The sequence below is a fragment of the Vibrio diazotrophicus genome, assembly GCF_038452265.1.
Taxonomy (GTDB): Bacteria; Pseudomonadota; Gammaproteobacteria; order Enterobacterales; family Vibrionaceae; genus Vibrio; species Vibrio diazotrophicus.
Genome location: NZ_CP151842.1, coordinates 2,205,830 through 2,225,637, shown reverse-complemented (window position 1 = coordinate 2,225,637; position 19,808 = coordinate 2,205,830). Strand labels below are relative to the sequence as shown.

16 protein-coding genes and 1 pseudogene are annotated in these 19,808 nt (G+C 40.4%); 9 read left to right on the top strand and 8 right to left on the bottom strand.

Features of this window, described 5'->3' with window-relative positions; genetic code table 11:
* Nucleotides 1-58 precede the first annotated feature (58 nt).
* The 6 genes from AAGA51_RS10100 to arsB all read left to right on the top strand — a co-directional run bounded on the left by AAGA51_RS10100 (nucleotide 59) and on the right by arsB (nucleotide 5,443).
* The gene (locus AAGA51_RS10100) at nucleotides 59-757 is read left to right on the top strand and encodes a GntR family transcriptional regulator (RefSeq protein WP_042490154.1); all 699 of its coding nucleotides are present in this window, start codon (nucleotides 59-61) and stop codon (nucleotides 755-757) included.
* A 281-nt stretch (nucleotides 758-1,038) separates the two neighbouring features.
* Nucleotides 1,039-2,262 carry an aldose 1-epimerase family protein gene (locus tag AAGA51_RS10095; protein ID WP_042490156.1) on the top strand — a complete coding sequence of 408 codons (1,224 nt, stop codon included), beginning with the start codon at nucleotides 1,039-1,041 and terminating at the stop codon, nucleotides 2,260-2,262.
* A gap of 329 nt (nucleotides 2,263-2,591) precedes the next feature.
* Nucleotides 2,592-3,005 (top strand): MarR family winged helix-turn-helix transcriptional regulator, encoded by a 414-nt coding sequence (locus AAGA51_RS10090; RefSeq protein ID WP_042490159.1) that lies wholly within the window; start codon nucleotides 2,592-2,594, stop codon nucleotides 3,003-3,005.
* A 31-nt stretch (nucleotides 3,006-3,036) separates the two neighbouring features.
* Nucleotides 3,037-3,873, top strand: coding sequence for an alpha/beta fold hydrolase (locus tag AAGA51_RS10085; protein ID WP_042490161.1), 837 nt, complete (start codon nucleotides 3,037-3,039; stop codon nucleotides 3,871-3,873).
* Nucleotides 3,874-3,981: 108 nt separating this feature from the next.
* A complete protein-coding gene (locus AAGA51_RS10080) occupies nucleotides 3,982-4,320 on the top strand; it encodes a metalloregulator ArsR/SmtB family transcription factor (protein WP_042490163.1) in 339 nt (112 codons plus the stop codon).
* Between the two features lie 49 nt (nucleotides 4,321-4,369).
* A complete protein-coding gene (gene arsB / locus AAGA51_RS10075) occupies nucleotides 4,370-5,443 on the top strand; it encodes an ACR3 family arsenite efflux transporter (RefSeq protein ID WP_042490165.1) in 1,074 nt (357 codons plus the stop codon).
* Between the two features lie 80 nt (nucleotides 5,444-5,523).
* Here the strand turns inward: arsB and AAGA51_RS10070 are convergent, their stop codons facing one another.
* Entirely contained in the window at nucleotides 5,524-6,822 is a 1,299-nt protein-coding gene (locus AAGA51_RS10070; protein ID WP_042490167.1) for a methyl-accepting chemotaxis protein, read from the bottom strand.
* Nucleotides 6,823-7,538: 716 nt separating this feature from the next.
* Between AAGA51_RS10070 and AAGA51_RS10065 the strand changes: the two genes are divergently transcribed.
* The 3 genes and pseudogenes from AAGA51_RS10065 (at nucleotide 7,539) to AAGA51_RS10055 (ending at nucleotide 14,667) form a co-directional block, all read left to right on the top strand.
* Nucleotides 7,539-12,338 carry a CHASE domain-containing protein gene (locus AAGA51_RS10065; RefSeq protein WP_042490172.1) on the top strand — a complete coding sequence of 1,600 codons (4,800 nt, stop codon included), beginning with the start codon at nucleotides 7,539-7,541 and terminating at the stop codon, nucleotides 12,336-12,338.
* A complete protein-coding gene (locus tag AAGA51_RS10060) occupies nucleotides 12,331-13,269 on the top strand; it encodes a diguanylate cyclase (protein WP_042490174.1) in 939 nt (312 codons plus the stop codon). Before AAGA51_RS10065 ends, AAGA51_RS10060 begins: the two co-directional genes overlap by 8 nt.
* Before the next feature lie 358 nt (nucleotides 13,270-13,627).
* Nucleotides 13,628-14,667, top strand: a pseudogene (locus tag AAGA51_RS10055) (IS481-like element ISVvu4 family transposase).
* Nucleotides 14,668-14,701: 34 nt separating this feature from the next.
* On the opposite strand, the gene AAGA51_RS10050 reads toward AAGA51_RS10055, so the two are convergent.
* The 7 genes from AAGA51_RS10050 to AAGA51_RS10020 all read right to left on the bottom strand — a co-directional run bounded on the left by AAGA51_RS10050 (nucleotide 14,702) and on the right by AAGA51_RS10020 (nucleotide 19,786).
* Nucleotides 14,702-15,376 carry a hypothetical protein gene (locus AAGA51_RS10050; RefSeq protein WP_342291459.1) on the bottom strand — a complete coding sequence of 225 codons (675 nt, stop codon included), beginning with the start codon at nucleotides 15,374-15,376 and terminating at the stop codon, nucleotides 14,702-14,704.
* Between the two features lie 24 nt (nucleotides 15,377-15,400).
* Nucleotides 15,401-16,120 (bottom strand): hypothetical protein, encoded by a 720-nt coding sequence (locus AAGA51_RS10045; RefSeq protein ID WP_042481655.1) that lies wholly within the window; start codon nucleotides 16,118-16,120, stop codon nucleotides 15,401-15,403.
* A gap of 24 nt (nucleotides 16,121-16,144) precedes the next feature.
* Nucleotides 16,145-16,867, bottom strand: coding sequence for a hypothetical protein (locus tag AAGA51_RS10040; RefSeq protein ID WP_042482161.1), 723 nt, complete (start codon nucleotides 16,865-16,867; stop codon nucleotides 16,145-16,147).
* Between the two features lie 25 nt (nucleotides 16,868-16,892).
* Nucleotides 16,893-17,579, bottom strand: a complete 687-nt coding sequence (locus AAGA51_RS10035) for a hypothetical protein (protein WP_052404553.1) — start codon at nucleotides 17,577-17,579, stop codon at nucleotides 16,893-16,895.
* A gap of 24 nt (nucleotides 17,580-17,603) precedes the next feature.
* Nucleotides 17,604-18,194, bottom strand: coding sequence for a hypothetical protein (locus AAGA51_RS10030; protein WP_052404554.1), 591 nt, complete (start codon nucleotides 18,192-18,194; stop codon nucleotides 17,604-17,606).
* A gap of 127 nt (nucleotides 18,195-18,321) precedes the next feature.
* The gene (locus AAGA51_RS10025) at nucleotides 18,322-19,041 is read right to left on the bottom strand and encodes a hypothetical protein (protein WP_042481658.1); all 720 of its coding nucleotides are present in this window, start codon (nucleotides 19,039-19,041) and stop codon (nucleotides 18,322-18,324) included.
* Nucleotides 19,042-19,063: 22 nt separating this feature from the next.
* Entirely contained in the window at nucleotides 19,064-19,786 is a 723-nt protein-coding gene (locus AAGA51_RS10020) for a hypothetical protein (protein ID WP_042482165.1), read from the bottom strand.
* Between the last annotated feature and the right edge of the window lie 22 nt (nucleotides 19,787-19,808).

Sequence of the window (19,808 nt, the reverse complement as noted above, 5' to 3'; positions counted from 1 at the left end):
GTTATTGATTTGTATCTTTTGTATGTAATAATTATTGGCAACAAACAAAGGGGAAATCATGCTGTATAAGAAAGTAATGCTGGATCTAAAGGCTCGTATTGATTCGGATGAGTTACAAATTGGAGATTCCTTGCCGACAGAGAAAGAACTGATTGAACACTATTCAGTCAGCCGTAGTACGGTACGCAAGGCGATTGATGAGCTTGTTAAACTTGGATTGGTCGAAACACGCCAAGGTTCAGGTTCCAGCGTGATCAGTAAAGCGATGGCCAATTCCATGTCGAACCTGGTCACTACCAAAGAAATGCTTGCGGATTCGGATAAGCGACTGGTTTATAAGGTTGTGGAATTTCAGTTGATGTCTCCGGATGAAAAAATAGCCAATTTCTTAAAAATAGCTCCTTCAGAAAAGGTGTATTTTATCCGTCGTATTAAGTTGATTGATGATATCCCGTCGATTTACGAAGACTCTTATATGCCTGTTGCCTTGTTCCCACAAATCAATCTTCTTTCGCTAGAAGGGTCTAAATACAAATATTTAGAACAAGATTTGGGTTTTAAAATTGACGGCGCAATTCAAGATTTTGAAGCGATTATGCCGGACGAAAATATTTGCGCAGCTTTAGATGTGTCGCCAGATCGACCTCTGATTCGTATCCATTCAGTTGGAAAACTGAAAGATGGAAGGATTTTTGAGTATACGAGAACAAGCCTAAATCCCGAAAAATACACATATCAGCATTATTTAAAACGCTAATGTCTATTGCAGAGCCATCGAACCTAAGTTTTTGACTATTACCCAAGGTATAATTCGATTCTAAAAAATAACATTTCAACGTCGTTATATTACTATTTATAAATCAATCAGTTAGTGCTGAACGTGATTCATCAAACATTAATAGGCTAAAAAATGACCAGTTCGATGAACTGAATCACATCTATTTGTTCAGCACTTTGATCCTAAATCTTTTGTCTGCAATTTTGATAGCTGAAACGATTCAGCTTAAATGTCAGAAAAATTATTTAAAGGATCAAACTATGAAAATAAAACCACTTGTTGCAGCTCTTACTTTGGTTGCACCGCTTTATGCTACAGCAGCAGAATTTACCCTAACCGATACCGCAACGAATACTTATGTTGAAAATTGGGAAATTACGAACCAAAAGCTTGGTTTTGGAAATATCCCTTTTAGCATAGAAAAAGTGCGCTTACATGGCGGTAAGCAAGAAGGCGTTGACATTATTGTCATAAAGAATAGTGAGCTGGAAGTGACCTTAGTACCAACCAGAGGTATGGGGATTTTTGACGTTAAGAAAGATGGCAAACGAGTGTTAGGCTGGGACTCGCCAGTAAAAGAAATTGTGAACCCAGCCTACATTGATTTGGAAAGTCGTAACGGGCTCGGTTGGTTGGATGGCTTCAACGAAATGATGGTGCGTTGTGGTTATGAATGGACGGGGCATCCAGGGGTAGATGACAATGGTCAACTACTTAGCTTGCATGGTCGGGCTCAAAATACCCCTAGCTCGACAATAAAAGTCATTATTAGCGACGAGGCTCCACACACTATTACTGTTGAAGGTGAAGTGTCGGAAAGAACGTTTAAAAAAGCAGAGCTAGTAACAAAAACATCGTTTTCTATTACTCCGGGAGAAAACAGCTTCTCGCTCAATGATACTTTGACCAATAAATCTGATTACGACGATGAATACCAAATTATTTATCACTCTAACTTTGGCAGCCCAATATTAGAAAAAGGTGCAAAAGTGTATGCCGCTGCCAGTGAAATTTCTCCCTTTAATAGCTACGCAGATAAAGGCTTGAAAGATTGGCAAACTTACCTAGGCCCAACTAAAGGGTATGATGAGATGGTTTACAATCTAAAACCTGTCGCAGATAAGAGTGGAAACACATTAGCTGTGTTACATAACAAGGCGGGCAACTTAGGTGTATCAATGCAATACAATACCAGCCAATTGCCAGTTCTGACGATTTGGAAAAACACAGATACTTTACAGCAAGGTTATGTTACGGGAATTGAACCTGGTACCAGTTACGCCTACAACACCAAGTTCCAACGTCCTCTGGGCCTAGTCCCGACGATTCATTCAGGAGAAAGCAAACATTTTGATCTAACGTATACGGTATTGTCTTCTTCAGCAGAAGTGGATAGTGCGGTTAAAGATGTGAATCAACTTCTGAATGGTAAAAAAGTGCAGCAAGTGCATGAGCCAATCGTCGATCTAAGTAAAGTTCAGTAAGCCATAGTGCTTCCATTGATGCAGAGGGGGAAATCGTATCCCCTCTGCTATTTTAGCTAATTAGACATTCATAATTCCCCGTGTTGCTAACTCAGATCTGGACAAGCTAATTCTTGTTCCAGCATCAGTCTTCTACGCAGAACAAATGCCTTAATGGCTGTGCTTCTTTCCCTTTCTTACCTAGGTTCCTATTGCTTTATAGCTAATGACATGACAGGCATTTCTACCTCTAAGTGATATTTCGCTTTATAAATAGCCAGAAATAAAACTTGCAAGATGCTTGAGTAATCAAGTATCTTGCAATGATTAAATAAGCGAGAGGAACAGAAGTGGACAATATTTCAATTATCACGCAACAGGCATTTATAGGTTCACTGCTAAGTAAAAAATTGGACTTATCCCTTAGTGTTCATGGGGTTAGCTTCACTGAATTTACCATCATGTATCATCTGCATTCAGCCTATGAAAGCAAACTGAGTCGTGTGCATTTGGCTGAAAAAATAGGACTTACTGCATCTGGTGTAACAAGGGTATTGCTACCTATGGAAAAAAATCATCTAGTTTTCAAAGAGAGTAATCCCAGAGATGCGCGCCAAAGTTTGGTGGTTTTGACGGATGTTGGTCATGAAGTGCTAACAGATGCCCTAGTTACTGTTAAACACACTGCCGACTCAATATTTTCTCTATTGGATCAAGAAGAACTGTCTACGCTGCAAGTCATCATCAATAAGCTGAAGCTCTAGTGTTTCAGATTGTTTTAAATAGGAGCATGTGATGAAAAAGATTAATCACAGACAAAAACTGATTGAAAAAATGGGTCGGCCTGTAGTTAAAAAGGCGTTGACCTGTGATTCGATCAGGACGACCTATTTAACTACTGGAGACGGTTTTCCCGTTGTATTACTGCATGGAGCAGGCGCAGGAGCGGTCACTTGGTATCCGTCAATAGATGCCATTGCTAGAAATTTTCGTGTTCTAGCTCCAGATATTGTCGGTTATGGAGAGTCGGATAAGCCAGACGCACTTTATGACCGAGCTTATTTTTCGGATTGGTTGAAAGCATTTTTATCGGAGTTAGGCGAGGAAAAAGTACACCTTGTCGGATTAAGTCAAGGAGGTGCTATTGCTATTCAGTTTGCATTAGACAATCCAGACATGGTGGATAAGTTAGTACTTGTTAACTCAGGAGGATTAGGCGCACGGCCTTCGTTTTGGTCAATGCTAGGAATGATTTGGATGAACAGTTTTCCATCTTTGCTCTCAAGTCGTTTTAATTCTCAATATTTATTATCTCGTCCAGAGAGTAGAGACCCGAGTCATATTTACTATTCTATTGAAGTACTGAAAAAGCCTGGTGGTAAAAAGGCTTTTACTCAAGGTAGAGGGGCAGCGGTATCAGCAATTCCGGAGGATTCACTAGCTCAAATAACTCATCAAACCCTCGTAATAGTGGGGGAAAACGATAGGCTGTTCTCTAGCGAATATGGTGAAAGAGCTAACCAGACAATACCTAATGCGGAACTTATTCGGATACAAGACGCTGGGCATTTACCTTTAATGGATCAGCCAGAGGTTTTTAATCAAGCCTTATGTGCCTTTTTAGGACGATAGTCTACGGATACTTGTTTGTGACGACCAGATTATCTAGCTTTTAAAATTGACATATATGGAAAAGAACATATATGATATTTCGTATGTAATAGAAGCTGAAATCTTTTTATGTCTTATCCAATATCTCTCTACAAAGCACTTTCAGAAGAAACTCGTCTTAAATCTATGCTTTTGATGCAGAAGCTGGGGGAGTTGTGTGTATGTGACCTGATGAAAGCGCTTAATCTTAGTCAACCGAAAGTCTCACGACATCTTGCAGAGTTGCGAAAACATGACCTCGTTCTTGATGAACGTCGAGGAAAGTGGGTTTATTACCGAGTTAATCCCAATATAGAACCTTGGATTAAACAAGTGTTGGAGCTTACGTTGCAAAACAATCTATCGCTAATTGAGTTAGAACTGGACAGTATCAAAAGTAAGTCGTGTTCAAATGGCACGGTTAGCTAATATCGGTACAAAACATATTTACAAATTAGTTTAATTTGAAGGGGATTCTATGAGTAACATCGTAGGTTGTGAGGAGGCCAGTGCCTCCCAAAAAATGAGTTTTCTGGACCGGTATTTAACGCTGTGGATTTTTCTTGCGATGGCTATCGGCGTAGGCATTGGAGTATTGTTCCCTCAAGTCGCAGAGTGGAACGAGACTATGTCTGTGGGTTCAACGAATATTCCTCTGGCTATTGGCCTTATCTTAATGATGTATCCACCTTTAGCAAAAGTGAATTACAGCCTGTTGGGAGAAGTGACTCGTGACAAGAGAGCAATAACACTTTCATTAGTTATGAACTGGGTTATCGGACCGATTTTGATGTTTACCCTTGCCATCATTTTCCTGAGAGATCAACCGGGCTATATGGTAGGGGTAATCCTTATTGGCCTCGCTCGCTGTATTGCGATGGTTTTGGTGTGGAATGATATCAGCGGCGGTAACAAAGAATATGGAGCGACGTTAGTTGCTTTGAATAGTGCATTTCAAATTGTGACTTACAGTTTTATGGCGTGGTTGTTTATAACTGTTTTACCACCTTACTTTGGACTGGAAAGTTTTGTTGTGGATGTGACAATTCTGGATATTGCTCAGAGTGTACTCATTTACTTAGGTATCCCATTCCTAGCTGGTTTCTTAAGCCGTAAGTTGTTGGTGTCTGCAAAAGGTGAGCAGTGGTACAACGATGTGTTTATTCCTCTTATTTCACCAATTACACTTATTGCGCTTTTGGCGACTATAGTGCTGATGTTCAGTCTAAAGGGCGAGATGATCATTGAGTTGCCAATGGACGTTTTCAGAATAGCAGTGCCACTTATCATTTATTTTATGGTGATGTTTTTTGCGAGTTTCTACTTAGGAAAACGATTAGGTATTCCTTACGATCAGAACGCATCAATCGCTTTTACTTCATCTGGGAATAACTTCGAACTTGCTATCGCTGTTTCCATCGCAGTGTTCGGTTTAAACTCTGATCAAGCTTTTGCTGGTGTCATTGGTCCCTTGGTAGAGGTTCCTGTGCTAATCGCATTAGTTAACGTAGCCCTAAGAATGAAGCGTAAATACTATTCTTCATTGACCTAGCAGGGACTTACGGTCTGATATTCAGAAATCGTAAGTCCAAACTTAGGTGCTGGAATTATTGTGGTTGATGGAAGCCATGTTTAGCTTTCAGACAGTTGCATCACCGTTTTCGAAACATTCTCTGCGCCACGGTATATTTCGTCCATCACTGCTGATACTTCAGTGATTTTGTCTTTACCTTTACTGGAAGTGTCAACCACGGACTCCATTGCAGAAGTTAAGTCTTCAGTCAATTTTTGGTTTGCCGTGATTACATGGGTAATCTCGGATGTAGACTTACTGGTCCTTGATGCCAATGAACGAACTTCGTCAGCAACGATAGCGAATCCTCGACCTTGTTCTCCGGCACGAGCTGCTTCTATTGCAGCATTCAGAGCCAGTAAATTGGTTTGTTCCGCTATTCCATTAATGATTGATACGATTGAAAAAATGTTCTGAGATTGAACATTCAGCATTTGGACTTTTTCTACTGTAACTCGAACATCATCGGCAATTTGTGTCGACAGTGCTACCGAATCATTTAACAGTGAAGCTCCTTCTTTAGCGATTTGCGAAGTTTCTACAGAAGTGGACAATGCGACTTCTGAAGCTTTTGCAACAGCTAAGTTTTTACTCACTTGAGTGGTTATATTTGTAGCAAATTTAATGATCTTAGTTACCTTGCCAAAACGGTCAATGACAGGGTTATAGGTCGCCTCAAGCCAAATATCATTCCCATATTTATCTTTACGTAGAAATTGCCCAGATTTATAAGTCCCTTTATTTAGGTCGTCCCAAAAGCGTGGATTTTCAATATAAAAATCATCGTTACACAACATTCTATGATGTTGCCCTTTAATTTGTTCTAGCTTGTAACCAAAGACTTGCAGGAAGTTTTCATTTGCATCAAGAATTTTTCCAGAAGGATCAAACTCAATCACCGCTTGAGACCGATTCAAAGCTTTGATTAAGTTGGTTTGAGCTTCATCTTTAATACGTCGTTTTGTAATATCTGAAGCGATTTTCATCACTTTGACGACTTTCCCTGAATGTTTGACTGGGAAATATGTCGCTTCCAGCCAGATTGTCTCGCCATTTTTATTAATGCGTTCAAAAGCTCCTGATTGAGGAACTCCGTTGGCGATATCTTTCCAGAATTGCGAGTATTCCTTTGATTTACTGTAGTTTTCACTACAGAACAAGGAATGATGCTTGTCTGCAATTTCGCTGAGTTGATAGCCAACCACATCAAGAAATAGAGAGTTAGCTGAAATGATTTTTCCACTTGGAGTAAACTCGATTACAGCCACACTATTTTGAATTGAAGATAAAAGCGAATCGCGTTTTGCAATTTCTTCATTTGCATTTTGCAATGCTAATTTTGTTTTTCTACCAAACATATATACCCCGTTAATGTGAACAACATAATGAGTTCCTCTCAAGCGCAACTGCTTAATAGTTAAGGCGTTGTGAGAGATACCGTATTTAGTTAGCCATATAAACCACTTATCTAAAGAGACTTAAATCGTTAACCAATTTACTAACAGGAGTAGGAAAAAGAGCTGCGCCTTTGCATAAGCCTTAAAAATATATTGCGCGCTATCTATCTGAGCAATCGATGTGCCACTTGTTGTAAAGGTGAGTTTTAAATGTTGTACAAATGTTTCAGAGGTGTGTGGGTAGACCGTTTAACGGTTAATCTTTCTTTGTCAGCTTTTGAACATTTGTTAATGTTGGTTCTGCCATCTATCTAATAACGCATTGCAAAACGGCGTTGTTATTTATCTGATCGAATTGGCTTAGCTAACCGAATTCAGGCTATACAGTTTTTCTAAACTACACTTTTAACATATGGCATGTTGAGTGATGCGTTTTCATTGGTTTGCGCGTGCCTAGCAGAAGGAGAGAGCATGTTCTCAGTCGGTAAGTCTTTACCTAGAATATTATTGGTTGATGATTCAATTGAACAACGGCTCTTTTGTTTGCTTGATAGCGACGTTGATTTTCACACCACGCCATTTGAAAGGTCAGTTCAAAGCCATTGGCGTGATTCCACGTCAGAGAGAACGCTATTTCGGTCTGTTCCAGCCGAAGAAATTGAATTGGGCTACTCCTTATGAAATTTTCTCTGACCAAAACTTTCCGTTTTTTATCTATTTGGCTTCCTTTGTGTGCGGGTACATTACTTACGGCATTAATTGCAATACTGCTGCACTCCCAAAACCAAGAGGATGATAAAGCTCATATAGAGTTGCTTATGACGCAAGCCGAATCAATTATTCAGGAGCGTTTTGCTCTGTACGAATATGGATTGAGGGGCGCTCGTGGTTCCGTTGTCACAGCGGGACCAGATAAAATCACTCGTAAGCAATTTGAAAACTATATTGGGACGCGTGATATCACCAGAGAGTTTCCGGGTGCACTTGGATTTGGCTTTGTTAGACGAGTGCCGGTCAAGGAAGAACAACGTTTTCTCGAAATGGCTCGGCAGGATGGTATGCCGGATTTTTCAGTTCGTTCATTGAATCCTCATGATAGTGATCGTTTCGTTATTCAATACATCTATCCTATTGCTCCGAACAAACAAGCCATAGGGCTTGATATTGGCTCTGAAACAAACCGCCGAAATGCAGCACTAGCTTCCGCAAGAGAAAACCGTGCGTATTTAAGTGAGCCAATTACCCTGGTACAGGCTGACAAAAAAGCCCGACGCGGTGTGTTAATTATGCTGCCTATCTTTCCAAACGATTTCACCATGCAAACCCCAGAGGCTAGGGAGCAAAATGTAGTCGGTTGGTCGTATGCTCCTTTGATCATTGATGACGTATTGGCCGGTTTATCTTTGGTTATAGACCATGCACAAGTCCAACTGAGTAACCAAAATGAATCAACACCGTTTTATATTAGTGATGGTCATGGTTCGAACTACCATTTAGAAGACAAAATGGTACGTGTAATCAACGTTATGGGGCAGGAGTGGAAATTAGAAATTGTTCCGAATGATGAGGCTTACATGGCCAATCGCTGGGACATTCACTGGGTTATCATCATTGGTATGGGGCTGACCTTGCTGTTAGTTCTGAGCGTTAATTTTTTGCGCACAAATGCAGGGGACGATTTTGATGAAAACCGTGAAGCATATCGTGGTGTTCAAAGCGTCTTGCACTTTTTGCGTAGTTCGAACGTAAGAAAAACTTGGCCGACAGCAATCGTCACTATGTTAGCGGTATTTTTTTTAATCAGCTGGCAAATGTTGGAGAGGCAAAAATCAGACTTAGCAAATGAGCTTTCTCGTAATAATCATGAAGTGAAGTCAAACCTTGAAGAAATAGCCGCACAATATAGTCGTGACACGCTCTTTTTAGCCAATACTCCGCCAGTTATAGCAATGCTACAAATGGAAAGTCAGGATATGCCATTGGTTGGGCGTGCGTTGAAAGAGCTGTGGCGAGAGCGTATGACAGAGATATTCAAAGCTTACATGCAGACATCTCAAGAAGTATTTCAAGTAAGACTTATCACCGAAGAAAATAATTGGAAAGAACAGGTAAAAGTACAAAGAGAAGGCAGCAATCTTATTGTCTTTAATGACGCCGATTTACAGGATAAAAGTTCAGAGCCTTATATATCGCAAACGTTGAGTGTCGGGGACAGTAAGGTTTATGTGTCTGATATCAATCTCAATAGAGAATATGGAGTCATTGAAACCCCTCATCGTCCTGTCTGGCGGTTTTCAACACCTTTGTATTTTAAAGATGGGAAACCATTTGGTCTCATCATTATTAACCTGAACGCCACTGCAATTTTAGATGAGATTACTTTGGGGAATATCGCTCATATCCAATCTTACATTACGAACAGTGACGGGAGTTTTATTGTACATCCTGAACCGAGCCAATCCTTTGCGTTTGAGAACGGTAATCCGGTCAAGTGGAGTAATGAATTTCTCCCTGTAGAGCCGACAATATTGGCGATCACCGGAGCCAATGAATATGCAGGCAATAGTGGCGATATTTGGGCTGTTGATTCAATGTTCAATTTAGACACTACCACGTCGCCCAGACATCTCAATATCTATACAACGAGCACTAAACTGCCATTTATCATTCGTATTTCCTGGCAATTTATAGTGTTATTTTTTGCCATTCTAATATTCGTTTTTGTGAGCGTTGTGATTCAATATTGGCTTTGGATGAGCGCTTTGGTGTCACAGCGCGAGAAATGGAATCACCAGTTACAACGTCAACAAACCAAAGAATTATCAAGATTTAAAGCACTATTGGAGTCTTCCCCTGAAGCCACCTTGATTGTGGATCAAACTGGCATCGTCAAAATGGTAAACGCGGAAGCGGAGAAAGTGTTTGGTTTGTCGAGGAGTCAACTTGAGAATAATTCGATTGATCAACTCATCCCACTAGAGTTTAGGGGAGCGCACAGTATGTATTTAAATGCATACATGAATAACCCTGAAAATCGTCGCATGGCTCCCTCACGACAGCTATTTGCATTAAAAGGCACTGGTGAAAAGTTTCCTGTGGAAATTAGTTTAAGTGCGGTTCCTATGGAAGATGATTTGCTTGTTTCCGTTTCGCTTCGAGATATCACTGAAAGACTAAAAATAGAAAAAGAACTGAAGGTGGCGTTACAAGAAGCAGAGAATGCAACACGTGCTAAAAGTGCTTTTCTGGCGAATACTAGCCATGAGATAAGGACACCTCTTAACGCGATCATCGGGTTAACTCATATGTTTGCCGACGAATCACTGACAGAAGCACAGCGTCTACTGATAGATAAAATAAGCCTTTCGGGCAAGTCGCTATTAGGAATAGTCAATGACGTGTTGGATCTGTCCAAAATTGAAGCGGATGAGATGTCTTTAGAGTTACTGCCGGTTAATCTTCGCGATTTTTCTGACGAAATTAGCGGCGTGTTTACTATTCAAGCAGAACAGAAAAAGATTGAATTTGCTTTAGTACTATCTCGTGATTTGCCCGATTGGGTAGAAGCTGACCCGTTACGGTTGAAGCAGATCTTGAATAATTTACTGAGTAACGCCCTCAAGTTTACTGATATCGGAAAGATCAGTTTTAACGTTGAACTGAAAGATACGAAAGTTATTGATGATAAACCTCAAGCCATTGTGCGTTTTTCTGTTACTGATTCTGGTGTGGGGATATCACAAGAAAACATATCACGACTTTTTAAACCTTTTTCACAAGCGGATGCAAGTACCACAAGACGATATGGCGGAACTGGATTGGGGCTATCTATCGTAAGTCAGCTTGTTGGACTTATGGATGGGGAAATTGCCGTAAAAAGCGAGGAGGGTAAAGGTTCTACATTTTGGGTTGATATTCCTTTCTCGGTGATTTCTGCTGATGAAATTGAGTTAGCCGGATTACAAAATCAGCAAATGTTGTATCTCATCGTGGCTGAAAATGATGAACAAGATGCTAAGCAGATTATGTCACTTACTCGTTCACTTGGATGGCGAGCAGATCTAGTGAATGACGGGAACGCGCTTGTCGAACTCTTTATTGAAAGGCAAGAGCACGGTTTGCGTCTACCGGATGCTTTAATTGTTGATTGGAAAATGCCCGATCTTGATGGTGTTCAAACACTAGAGAAGTTAGCTCATCAAATCGAAAAAGATACACTGCCAGCCGTACTCATGGTTTCAGACATTGAAAAACAGCAATTAGGCCAGTTTGATGATAATCCTTTGATCGCCTATACACTGCAAAAGCCAGTGTCTGCTTCGACCTTATTTGATGCGGTGAATGATACGGTTTGTCGTTTTACGGGTGATATTGAGCGTGTTTTGAGCGCTACGACGACAGCTCAAATAAAAGCAAAATGGCTGAGTAACTCGCGCATTTTGGTGGTTGACGATAGTGAAACAAACTTGGAAGTGGCGAAATATCTTTTGACTCAAGCGGGCGCAGATGTAGAGACCGCGAATAGTGCCGACACAGCCATTAATAAGTTGAAAGCTGATTCGTCAAATTACGATGCAGTTTTAATGGATGTACAAATGCCGGTTATGGATGGACTTTCTGCTACGAAACACATCCGTCAATCTCTTGGTATGACGGAACTTCCTATCATAGCGTTAACGGCAGGAGCTCTGGTTGAAGAACGCAAACGTGCTTTTGAGGCCGGAATGAACGATTTCTTAACCAAACCTATTAGTCCGGCACAGTTAATCAGTGTGTTGAGAACTCATATATCGAAACCGCTTGGAACGAGTATTGAAGCAGATTCTATTGATATGCCTTTACAACCGGAAGACAGCTGGCCAGTGATTAAGGGGTTAAATTTAGCAGAAGCTAAACAGCTGTTAATGAACAATAAAGAACTGTTTTTTAATACGCTTCAGCATCTGCTGGAAGACAATGAAAACTTATTGTCGGATAAAGCTATCGGTGCCGATAGTCTAGATAATCCCGAGATTCGCGAGAGCTTGGCCGCACAAGCGCACAAATTACGTAGTTCAGCCGGTATGGTTGGTGCGCAGCGGCTCCATACGCTTGCTTCATCCGCTGAAAATACCTTAAGGGAGCCAGACACAAACGCAGAAAATGTAATGCAGGAGCTGGTATCAGAACTTAAAGAGCTATATGCGGCTTCTAAAGCGGCAATCATGCAATGGAAGCAAAGTCAGGAAATTTCGATCGTTCCTTCAACGATTGACAATGAAGCCTCACTAGATGCCGCCATAGAATTATTGAAAATGTTTAACGAACAAGACTTAAATGCATTAACATTGGTTGAAGAAGAAAAAGAACATTTATTCAATCTGTTAGGACGCGATAAGTTCAATTCGTTACTGGATTCAACAAAGCGTTTGAATTTCACACAAGCTAAAGAGGTCTTAGAGCCTTTTGTACTCAGTTCAAGGAAAGATAATGGATAAGCTGTCGGAAGAAAACATTCCAGAGATCCTTATTGTGGACGACGACAGTTCCGTCGTTATCGCGTTACATAAAGTGTTGCAAGACGTTGGTCGAATTCGTTTTGCCTCGACGGCTTCTCAAGCTTTGGAGATGGTCAGTGAAACTCGCCCAGACTTAATTTTGTTGGATGTAGAGCTTCCAGACATCAATGGTCTTAAGCTCTGCATAATGCTTAAAGAAGATATGGCGACCGCGAGTATTCCGGTGCTTTTTATTACCAGTAAGATAGAAGCAGGTTTTGAGGAGAAAGTATTTGATGCAGGTGCTTCCGACTTTATCACTAAGCCACTAAAACCGCGCGTCGTCGCTGCTAGAGTGCAAACGCACCTTGCTTATCATAAAGCCCTTGTGCAACTGAACAAGCTGGCACATACAGACAGTTTGTCAGGGTTAGCTAACAGGCTGGCATTTGATGAACAATTAGATATCGAGTTTAGGCGTGCGCGCAGGCAACAAGAACCTCTATCTATTGTGATGATAGATATCGATGAATTTAAGAAATACAACGACTATTTCGGCCACGTGGAAGGGGATGACTGTATAAAAGCGATTGGACGGGGATTGAACAACGTTACCAAACGTCCTGCGGATTTTGCTGCACGTTTTGGCGGCGAAGAGTTTACTCTAATCTTGCCAAACACGGATAAAAAAGGAGCCGAAGTTCTCATCGGTAGCTTAATGTCTACAATTGCTGATTTAGCGATTAAGCACGCACCGGAAGCTATCTACCCAATCGTAACTGTGTCTGTTGGCTATTCGACGTTAGATCCTATGCAGTGTGATTTTAGTTCTGTCACGCCTCTTGATATTGTCAGCGCAGCAGACAAAGCTTTATATCAATCCAAACACGACGGACGTAATCGATACTCTTACCAAGCGCTGGAAGTGTAATCGTTACACTAGGAAAAAATAGAGGTTTTAAACTGATAGATACTGAGTGTTTTGCGTCAGTAAAAAGAATCTGCCGACTATGCAGGTTCTTTTTATTTGAAAGTACAGCGATAAAGGGGCAGGTTGCTATTAAGAATACCCATCTCTAGCGGGTGCTCGATGTATTTAAACATTATTTTCCCGTAGCGGGATCTAATGGATCACTACGATAATTTTCGCCAGCAAAAATATCGTAGTGAATTAAGGTATCGTGTATTAGTTCCGACTAGATCTGACACTTCAATTTGAAAAGAAGAGAGTTACCCACTTTGATTAAAGGTGCTTAATCACTAATCAAAGACAAAAAGAGGTAACTCTCATGCTTCATACTAGCAATCCAATTATCAAACACAAAGCGGGCCTTCTCAATCTTGCAGAAGAACTCGGTAATGTATCTAGAGCCTGTAAGGTTATGGGGGTATCAAGAGATACTTTCTACCGTTATCAAGAGTTGGTTGAGACGGGGGTATTGATGCTCTGATTAACCGTAGCCGAAGAGCACCGAATTTGAAGAACCGTGTTGATAGTGAAACTGAGCAAGCCGTTATCAAATACGCCATCGACTTCCCAGCTCATGGACAAGTTAGAACGAGTAATGAATTACGTAAATTGGGAGTGTTTATCTCTCCAAGTGGCGTACGCTCAATCTGGCTTCGCAATGACCTAGAGAACTTCAAGAAACGTCTTATCGCACTGGAGAAACAGGTCGCAGAGAACGGTATTATCCTAACAGACGAGCAAGTTGCGGCTCTTGAGCGTAAGAAGCACGATGATGAGGCTTGTGGTGAGATAGAAACAGCGCATCCAGGTTATCTCGGCTCTCAAGACACATTCTATGTTGGCAACTTGAAAGGTGTTGGTCGCATCTATCAACAAACCTTCGTTGATACCTACAGTAAAGTCGCCTTTGCCAAGCTCTACACAACGAAAACACCAATCACCGCAGCGGATATATTGAATGATAAGGTTCTACCGTTCTTTGAGGCGCATGAACTGCCAATGCTGCGAATCTTGACTGACCGAGGCACTGAATACTGTGGTCGTGTTGAGCAGCACGATTACCAGCTCTACCTAGCCATTAATGATATCGACCACACGAAAACTAAAGCGATGTCACCACAAACAAATGGTATCTGCGAGCGCTTCCACAAGACCATATTGAATGAGTTCTACCAAGTGACATTCAGAAAGAAACTGTATGGTTCTATCGAAGAGTTGCAGAAAGATCTGGACGAATGGATGGACTACTACAACAATCACCGTACTCATCAAGGAAAAATGTGCTGTGGCAGAACGCCGATAGAAACATTAGAGGATGGGAAATCAATCTGGGCTGAAAAGAATCTAGCCCAGATATAATCTGACAGGCACCAAGTCGAAAAGTGGGTAACTGTCAGATCAGGTCTGAATTAGTACAGGTATCGTCATTAAATTGCGCGAAATCGAAGTAAACCTGTCCGGCATTATATTCTGGTTTTTCAGATATTTTCTGCCCATCAAAATAGAAATAACAACCCAAGCCACCAAACCATATTTTGTTAACGACACCTTGTTTTATATATGCATCACAGTCTTTTGCTTCAATTTTTGAACTTAACGCAATTGGTTTATTGTAGTATTCTGTTCCAGCTTGATAGACACGTAACTGCGCAAATCCGACGGTATCAAATGCGTTATACGCTTCAACGGTTATATCGCGTAACTCAACAATACAATGTTGGCTATCAGTATAAGTTTGGTAGGGTACTCGCAGCTCATAACGATTAGAGTCACTTGCATAATTTTGTGTAAAACGCTCTGTGCTTTTCCCTCCTCGATAAGCTTTACGACCAAACATGTCATAAGAGTAAGATTCACATTCATCACCTGTGACCCAGTAATTCGCCCAAGCCTTTATATTTGCATCGATCGGTTTCATACCGGCGATACGAATAGATCTTTTAGGTGGGGCGGTATAGTCGTAACTTACTATCCAGTATGCGCAGCTAATTAACACTAGAAAACCAACAAGTCTCCATATTCTAAGGGTGCCATTCCACACTTTTTGATTATCGTTCCAATCTTTCATTGAATTTGCCACCACCGCACCTTTTTATTTTCCCGTTTGTGGATCTAATGGATCACTACGATAATTTTCGCCCGCTAAAATATCATAGTGAATTACGGTGTCGTCATTGAATTGCGAGAAATCGAAATGAACACGCTCAGCATTATATTCCGGTTTTTTTGATATGACCTTATCGTCAAAATAGAAGTAACACCCCACAGCTCCTGCCCAAACTGTCCTTAAACTTCTATATACGTCACTATTACAATCTTTAGCTTCAATTTTTGAATTTACATCAATCGGTTTATTATCATAGTCATTTCCTGCCTGATAGACGCGTAACTGAGCAAATCCAACGGTATCAAATTCGTTATACGCTTCAACGGATATATCGCGTAATTCAACAATACAATGCTGGCTATCTATATAGGTTTGGTAAGGTATTCTCAACTCATAACGATTCGACTCATCAGCGTAATTCTGCGTAAAACGTTCTGTTCTTTTACCTCCTCGATAAGCTTTACGGCCAAACATATCATAAGAGTATGCTTGGCAGTCATCACCTGCTACCCAGTAATTCGCCCACGCCTTTATATTTGCATCGATCGGTTTCATACCGGCGATACGAATAGAGCTTTTAGGTGGGGCGGTATAGTCGTAACTTACTATCCAGTATGCGCAGCTAATTAACACAGCGATACCAACAAACCGCCATATTCTAAGGTTGCCACTCCACACTTTCTGATTATCGTTCCAATCTTTCATTTAATTTGTTACACCACGCACTTTTTATTTTCCTGTTTGTGGATCTAATGACTCACTACGATAATTTTCGCCAGCCAAAATATCGTAGTGAATCACGGTATCGTCATTAAATTGAGAGAAATCGAAATAAACCTGTCCGGCATTATATTCTGGTTTTTCAGATATTTTCTGCCCATCAAAATAGAAATAACAACCCAAGCCTCCTGACCATGTATTATCTTTCCATTGATGTATAAAAGAATTGCACTGTCTTGCTTCAATTATAGCGTCAAAGCTAAGAGCTTTATTCCACTCATTGGCTGGCTTGTAAATTCGTAAATCGGCAAACCCGACAGTATCAAAGGCATTTCGAGCACCGATAGTTATTTGCCATAATTGCATATCACATCCTGATGATAGGTAGTTTTGATAAGGAATTCTCAGTTCGTAGCGATCTGCCGTTGTTGAAAAATCATGCTCAATTTTAAAAACTCCTTTTCCTCCCTGTCGTTTTTTTCCATCAGAAGCACTCCAAAAAAAGGAACTACACTCTTCTCCACCACCATAAAAAGTGGCGTGTGCAATGACTTGAGCATCAGCAGGCTTGATCCCTTGAATACGAATAAAATGGTCATCGATTGAGCTACCTATAGGCGGCTTATTTTCGCTATACCATTGCATTAATGGAGTAAGGATAAATATCACAATGAGGGAAAAAGCAATCACACTTCCAATAGCAGCCAGTAACAAATTAAATAGTAATTTCATTGTGATTTTTCCCATCAAGATACTTTTATTTTCCGGTAGTAGGATCTAATGGCTCACTACGATAATTTTCGCCGGCCAAAATATCGAAGTGAATTACGGTATCGTCATTAAATTGCGCGAAATCGAAGTAAACTTGGTGAGCATTAAATTCTTGTTCTTTAGATTCTTGAATACCATCAATAAAAAAATAACAACCAAAACCATTTGTCCATCTTTTATATTTTATTGAAAAATAAGGCTCGCAATCTTTAGCTTCAATTTTTATATTCATATTGACAGGATTGTTGTAATATTTCACACCGGATGTATTAATGCGTAAGTTAGCAAACCCTGCAGTATCAATAGCATTAGTTAATTTAACTTCCATATTAGATAACTGAGTCATGCAGTTTCTCTCCGGCTCTCTCGGTTGATAAGGCACCCTTAATTCATAACGCGTTTCATCGTCTGAAAAATTGTGCTCAAACTTAAAGCTCTGGTTATAAATCCCTTTCCTCACCTCACCACTGCCTGAATTCCATGACCAGCCCGAGCAGGATTCCCCACGGCCAAAATAGTTCACTCGAACACTAATACTCGCATCAGTAGGTTTCTTCCCAGCAATAACCATGTAAGGCTCACCATTTGCACCCCAGATTTTCTCTGATGGCGGGCTAAAGTAGTAAACTAACATCCCACCCACAATTGCAATCAGTGCAAAAGGTGTTCTCATGGTACTTGCTTCCGAAGTACCATTTTATTTTCCTGCTTGTGGATCTAATGGCTCACTACGATAATTTTCGCCAGCCAAAATATCGTAATGAATCACGGTGTCGTCATTGAATTGAGAGAAATCGAAATAAACCTGTCCGGCATTATATTCTGGTTTTTCAGATATTTTCTGCCCATCAAAATAGAAATAACAACCCAAGCCACCAAACCATATTTTGTTAACGACACCTTGTTTTATATATGCATCACAGTCTTTTGCTTCAATTTTCACATTAACATCCAGAGCTTTGTTGTAATAATCTTCTCCTGCTTTATTAATGCGTATATTCGAAAATCCCACTGTATCAAAGGCGTTAGTGAGTTCAACCTCCATATCTGATAAGGTCGTAATGCAGTTTTTTTCTGGCTCTCTGGGCTTATAAGGCACCCTTAATTCGTAACGCGTTTCATCTTCTGAAAAATTGTGCTCAAACTTAAAGCTCTGGTTATAAATCCCTTTCCTCACCTCACCACTGCCCGCATTCCATGACCAACCCGAGCAGGATTCCCCACGGCCAAAATAGTTCACTCGAACACTAATACTCGCATCAGCAGGTTTCTTCCCAGCAATAACCATGTAAGGCTCACCATTTGCACCCCCAGATTTTCTCTGATGGTGGGCTAAAATAATAAACTAACATCCCACCCACAATTGCTATCAGTGCAAAAGGTGTTCTCATTGTACTTGCATCCGAAGCACCATGTTATTTTCCCGTTTGTGGATCTAATGGATCACTACGATAATTTTCGCCCGCTAAAATATCATAGTGAATTACGGTGTCGTCATTGAATTGCGAGAAATCGAAATGAACACGCTCAGCATTATATTCCGGTTTTTTTGATATGACCTTATCGTCAAAATAGAAGTAACACCCCACAGCTCCTGCCCAAACTGTCCTTAAACTTCTATATACTTCACTATTACAATCTTTAGCTTCAATTTTTGAATTTACATCAATCGGTTTATTATCATAGTCATTTCCTGCCTGATAGACGCGTAACTGAGCAAATCCAACGGTATCAAATTCGTTATACGCTTCAACGGTTATATCGCGTAATTCAATAATACAATTCTGGCTATCTATATAGGTTTGGTAAGGTATTCTCAAATCATAGCGATTCAGTTTATTAGCGTAATTCTGCGTAAAATTCTCTGTTCTTTTCCCTCCTTGGTAAGCTTTACGACCAAACATATCGTAAGAGTATGCTTGGCAGTCGTCACCTGTTACCCAGTAATTCGCCCATGCTTTTATATTTGCATCGATCGGTTTCATACCGGCGATACGAATAGAGCTTTTAGGTGGGGCGGTATAGTCGTAACTTACTATCCAGTATGCGCAGCTAGTTAAAACTAGAAAACCAACAAGCCTCCATATTCTAAGGTTGCCATTCCACACTTTCTGCTTATCGTTCCAATCTTTCATTTAATTTCCTACCACGCACTTTTTATTTTCCCGTTTGTGGGTCTAATGGATCACTACGATAATTTTCGCCAGCCAAAATATCGTAATGAATTACGGTGTCGTCATTAAATTGAGAGAAATCGAAGTAAACTTTTTCAGCGTTATATTCTGGTTCTTTAGATATTTTCTTATTATTAAAATAAAAATCACACCCTAATGCACCAGACCAAACTTTTCCCAATCCAAAAAATATATAAGAATCACAGTCTCTAGCTTCTATTTTCGAATCAATGTGGAGTACTTTATCTCTCTCATCTACAGGTGAGTAAATCCGTAAATCAGCAAAACCAATCGTGTCAAAAGCATTTATGGCACTTACATCAATTTGCCATAATTTCATATCGCATCCTGATGATAGGTAGTTTTGATAGGGCACTCTCAACTCGTAACGGTCTGGTGTCTTTGAAAAATCGTGTTTAATTTTAAATACGCCTTTCCCGCCTTGCCGTTTCTTACCATCAGAAGCACTCCAAAAAAATGAACTACACTCTTCTCCACCTCCATAAAAAGTGGTGCGCACAATGACTTGAGCATCAGCAGGCTTGATCCCTTGAATACGAATAAAATGGTCATCGATTGAGCTACCTATAGGCGGCTTATTTTCGCTATACCATTGCATTAATGGAGTAAGGATAAATATCACAATGAGGAAAAAAGTAATCACACTCCCAATAGCAGCCAGTAACAATTTAAATAGTAATTTCATTGTGATTTTTTGCACCAAGATA

Excerpts from the sequence above, each read along its gene's own strand:
- arsB (WP_042490165.1), top strand. The coding sequence starts at position 4,370 with ATGAGTAACATCGTAGGTTGTGAGGAGGCCAGTGCCTCCCAAAAAATG.
- AAGA51_RS10030 (WP_052404554.1), bottom strand. The coding sequence starts at position 18,194 with ATGGTTATTGCTGGGAAGAAACCTGCTGATGCGAGTATTAGTGTTCGA.
- AAGA51_RS10045 (WP_042481655.1), bottom strand. The coding sequence starts at position 16,120 with ATGAAAGATTGGAACGATAATCAGAAAGTGTGGAGTGGCAACCTTAGA.
- AAGA51_RS10035 (WP_052404553.1), bottom strand. The coding sequence starts at position 17,579 with ATGAGAACACCTTTTGCACTGATTGCAATTGTGGGTGGGATGTTAGTT.
- AAGA51_RS10040 (WP_042482161.1), bottom strand. The coding sequence starts at position 16,867 with ATGAAATTACTATTTAATTTGTTACTGGCTGCTATTGGAAGTGTGATT.
- AAGA51_RS10025 (WP_042481658.1), bottom strand. The coding sequence starts at position 19,041 with ATGAAAGATTGGAACGATAAGCAGAAAGTGTGGAATGGCAACCTTAGA.
- AAGA51_RS10065 (WP_042490172.1), top strand. The coding sequence starts at position 7,539 with ATGAAATTTTCTCTGACCAAAACTTTCCGTTTTTTATCTATTTGGCTT.
- AAGA51_RS10020 (WP_042482165.1), bottom strand. The coding sequence starts at position 19,786 with ATGAAATTACTATTTAAATTGTTACTGGCTGCTATTGGGAGTGTGATT.
- AAGA51_RS10080 (WP_042490163.1), top strand. The coding sequence starts at position 3,982 with ATGTCTTATCCAATATCTCTCTACAAAGCACTTTCAGAAGAAACTCGT.
- AAGA51_RS10085 (WP_042490161.1), top strand. The coding sequence starts at position 3,037 with ATGAAAAAGATTAATCACAGACAAAAACTGATTGAAAAAATGGGTCGG.
- AAGA51_RS10050 (WP_342291459.1), bottom strand. The coding sequence starts at position 15,376 with ATGAAAGATTGGAACGATAATCAAAAAGTGTGGAATGGCACCCTTAGA.
- AAGA51_RS10095 (WP_042490156.1), top strand. The coding sequence starts at position 1,039 with ATGAAAATAAAACCACTTGTTGCAGCTCTTACTTTGGTTGCACCGCTT.
- AAGA51_RS10060 (WP_042490174.1), top strand. The coding sequence starts at position 12,331 with ATGGATAAGCTGTCGGAAGAAAACATTCCAGAGATCCTTATTGTGGAC.
- AAGA51_RS10070 (WP_042490167.1), bottom strand. The coding sequence starts at position 6,822 with ATGTTTGGTAGAAAAACAAAATTAGCATTGCAAAATGCAAATGAAGAA.
- AAGA51_RS10100 (WP_042490154.1), top strand. The coding sequence starts at position 59 with ATGCTGTATAAGAAAGTAATGCTGGATCTAAAGGCTCGTATTGATTCG.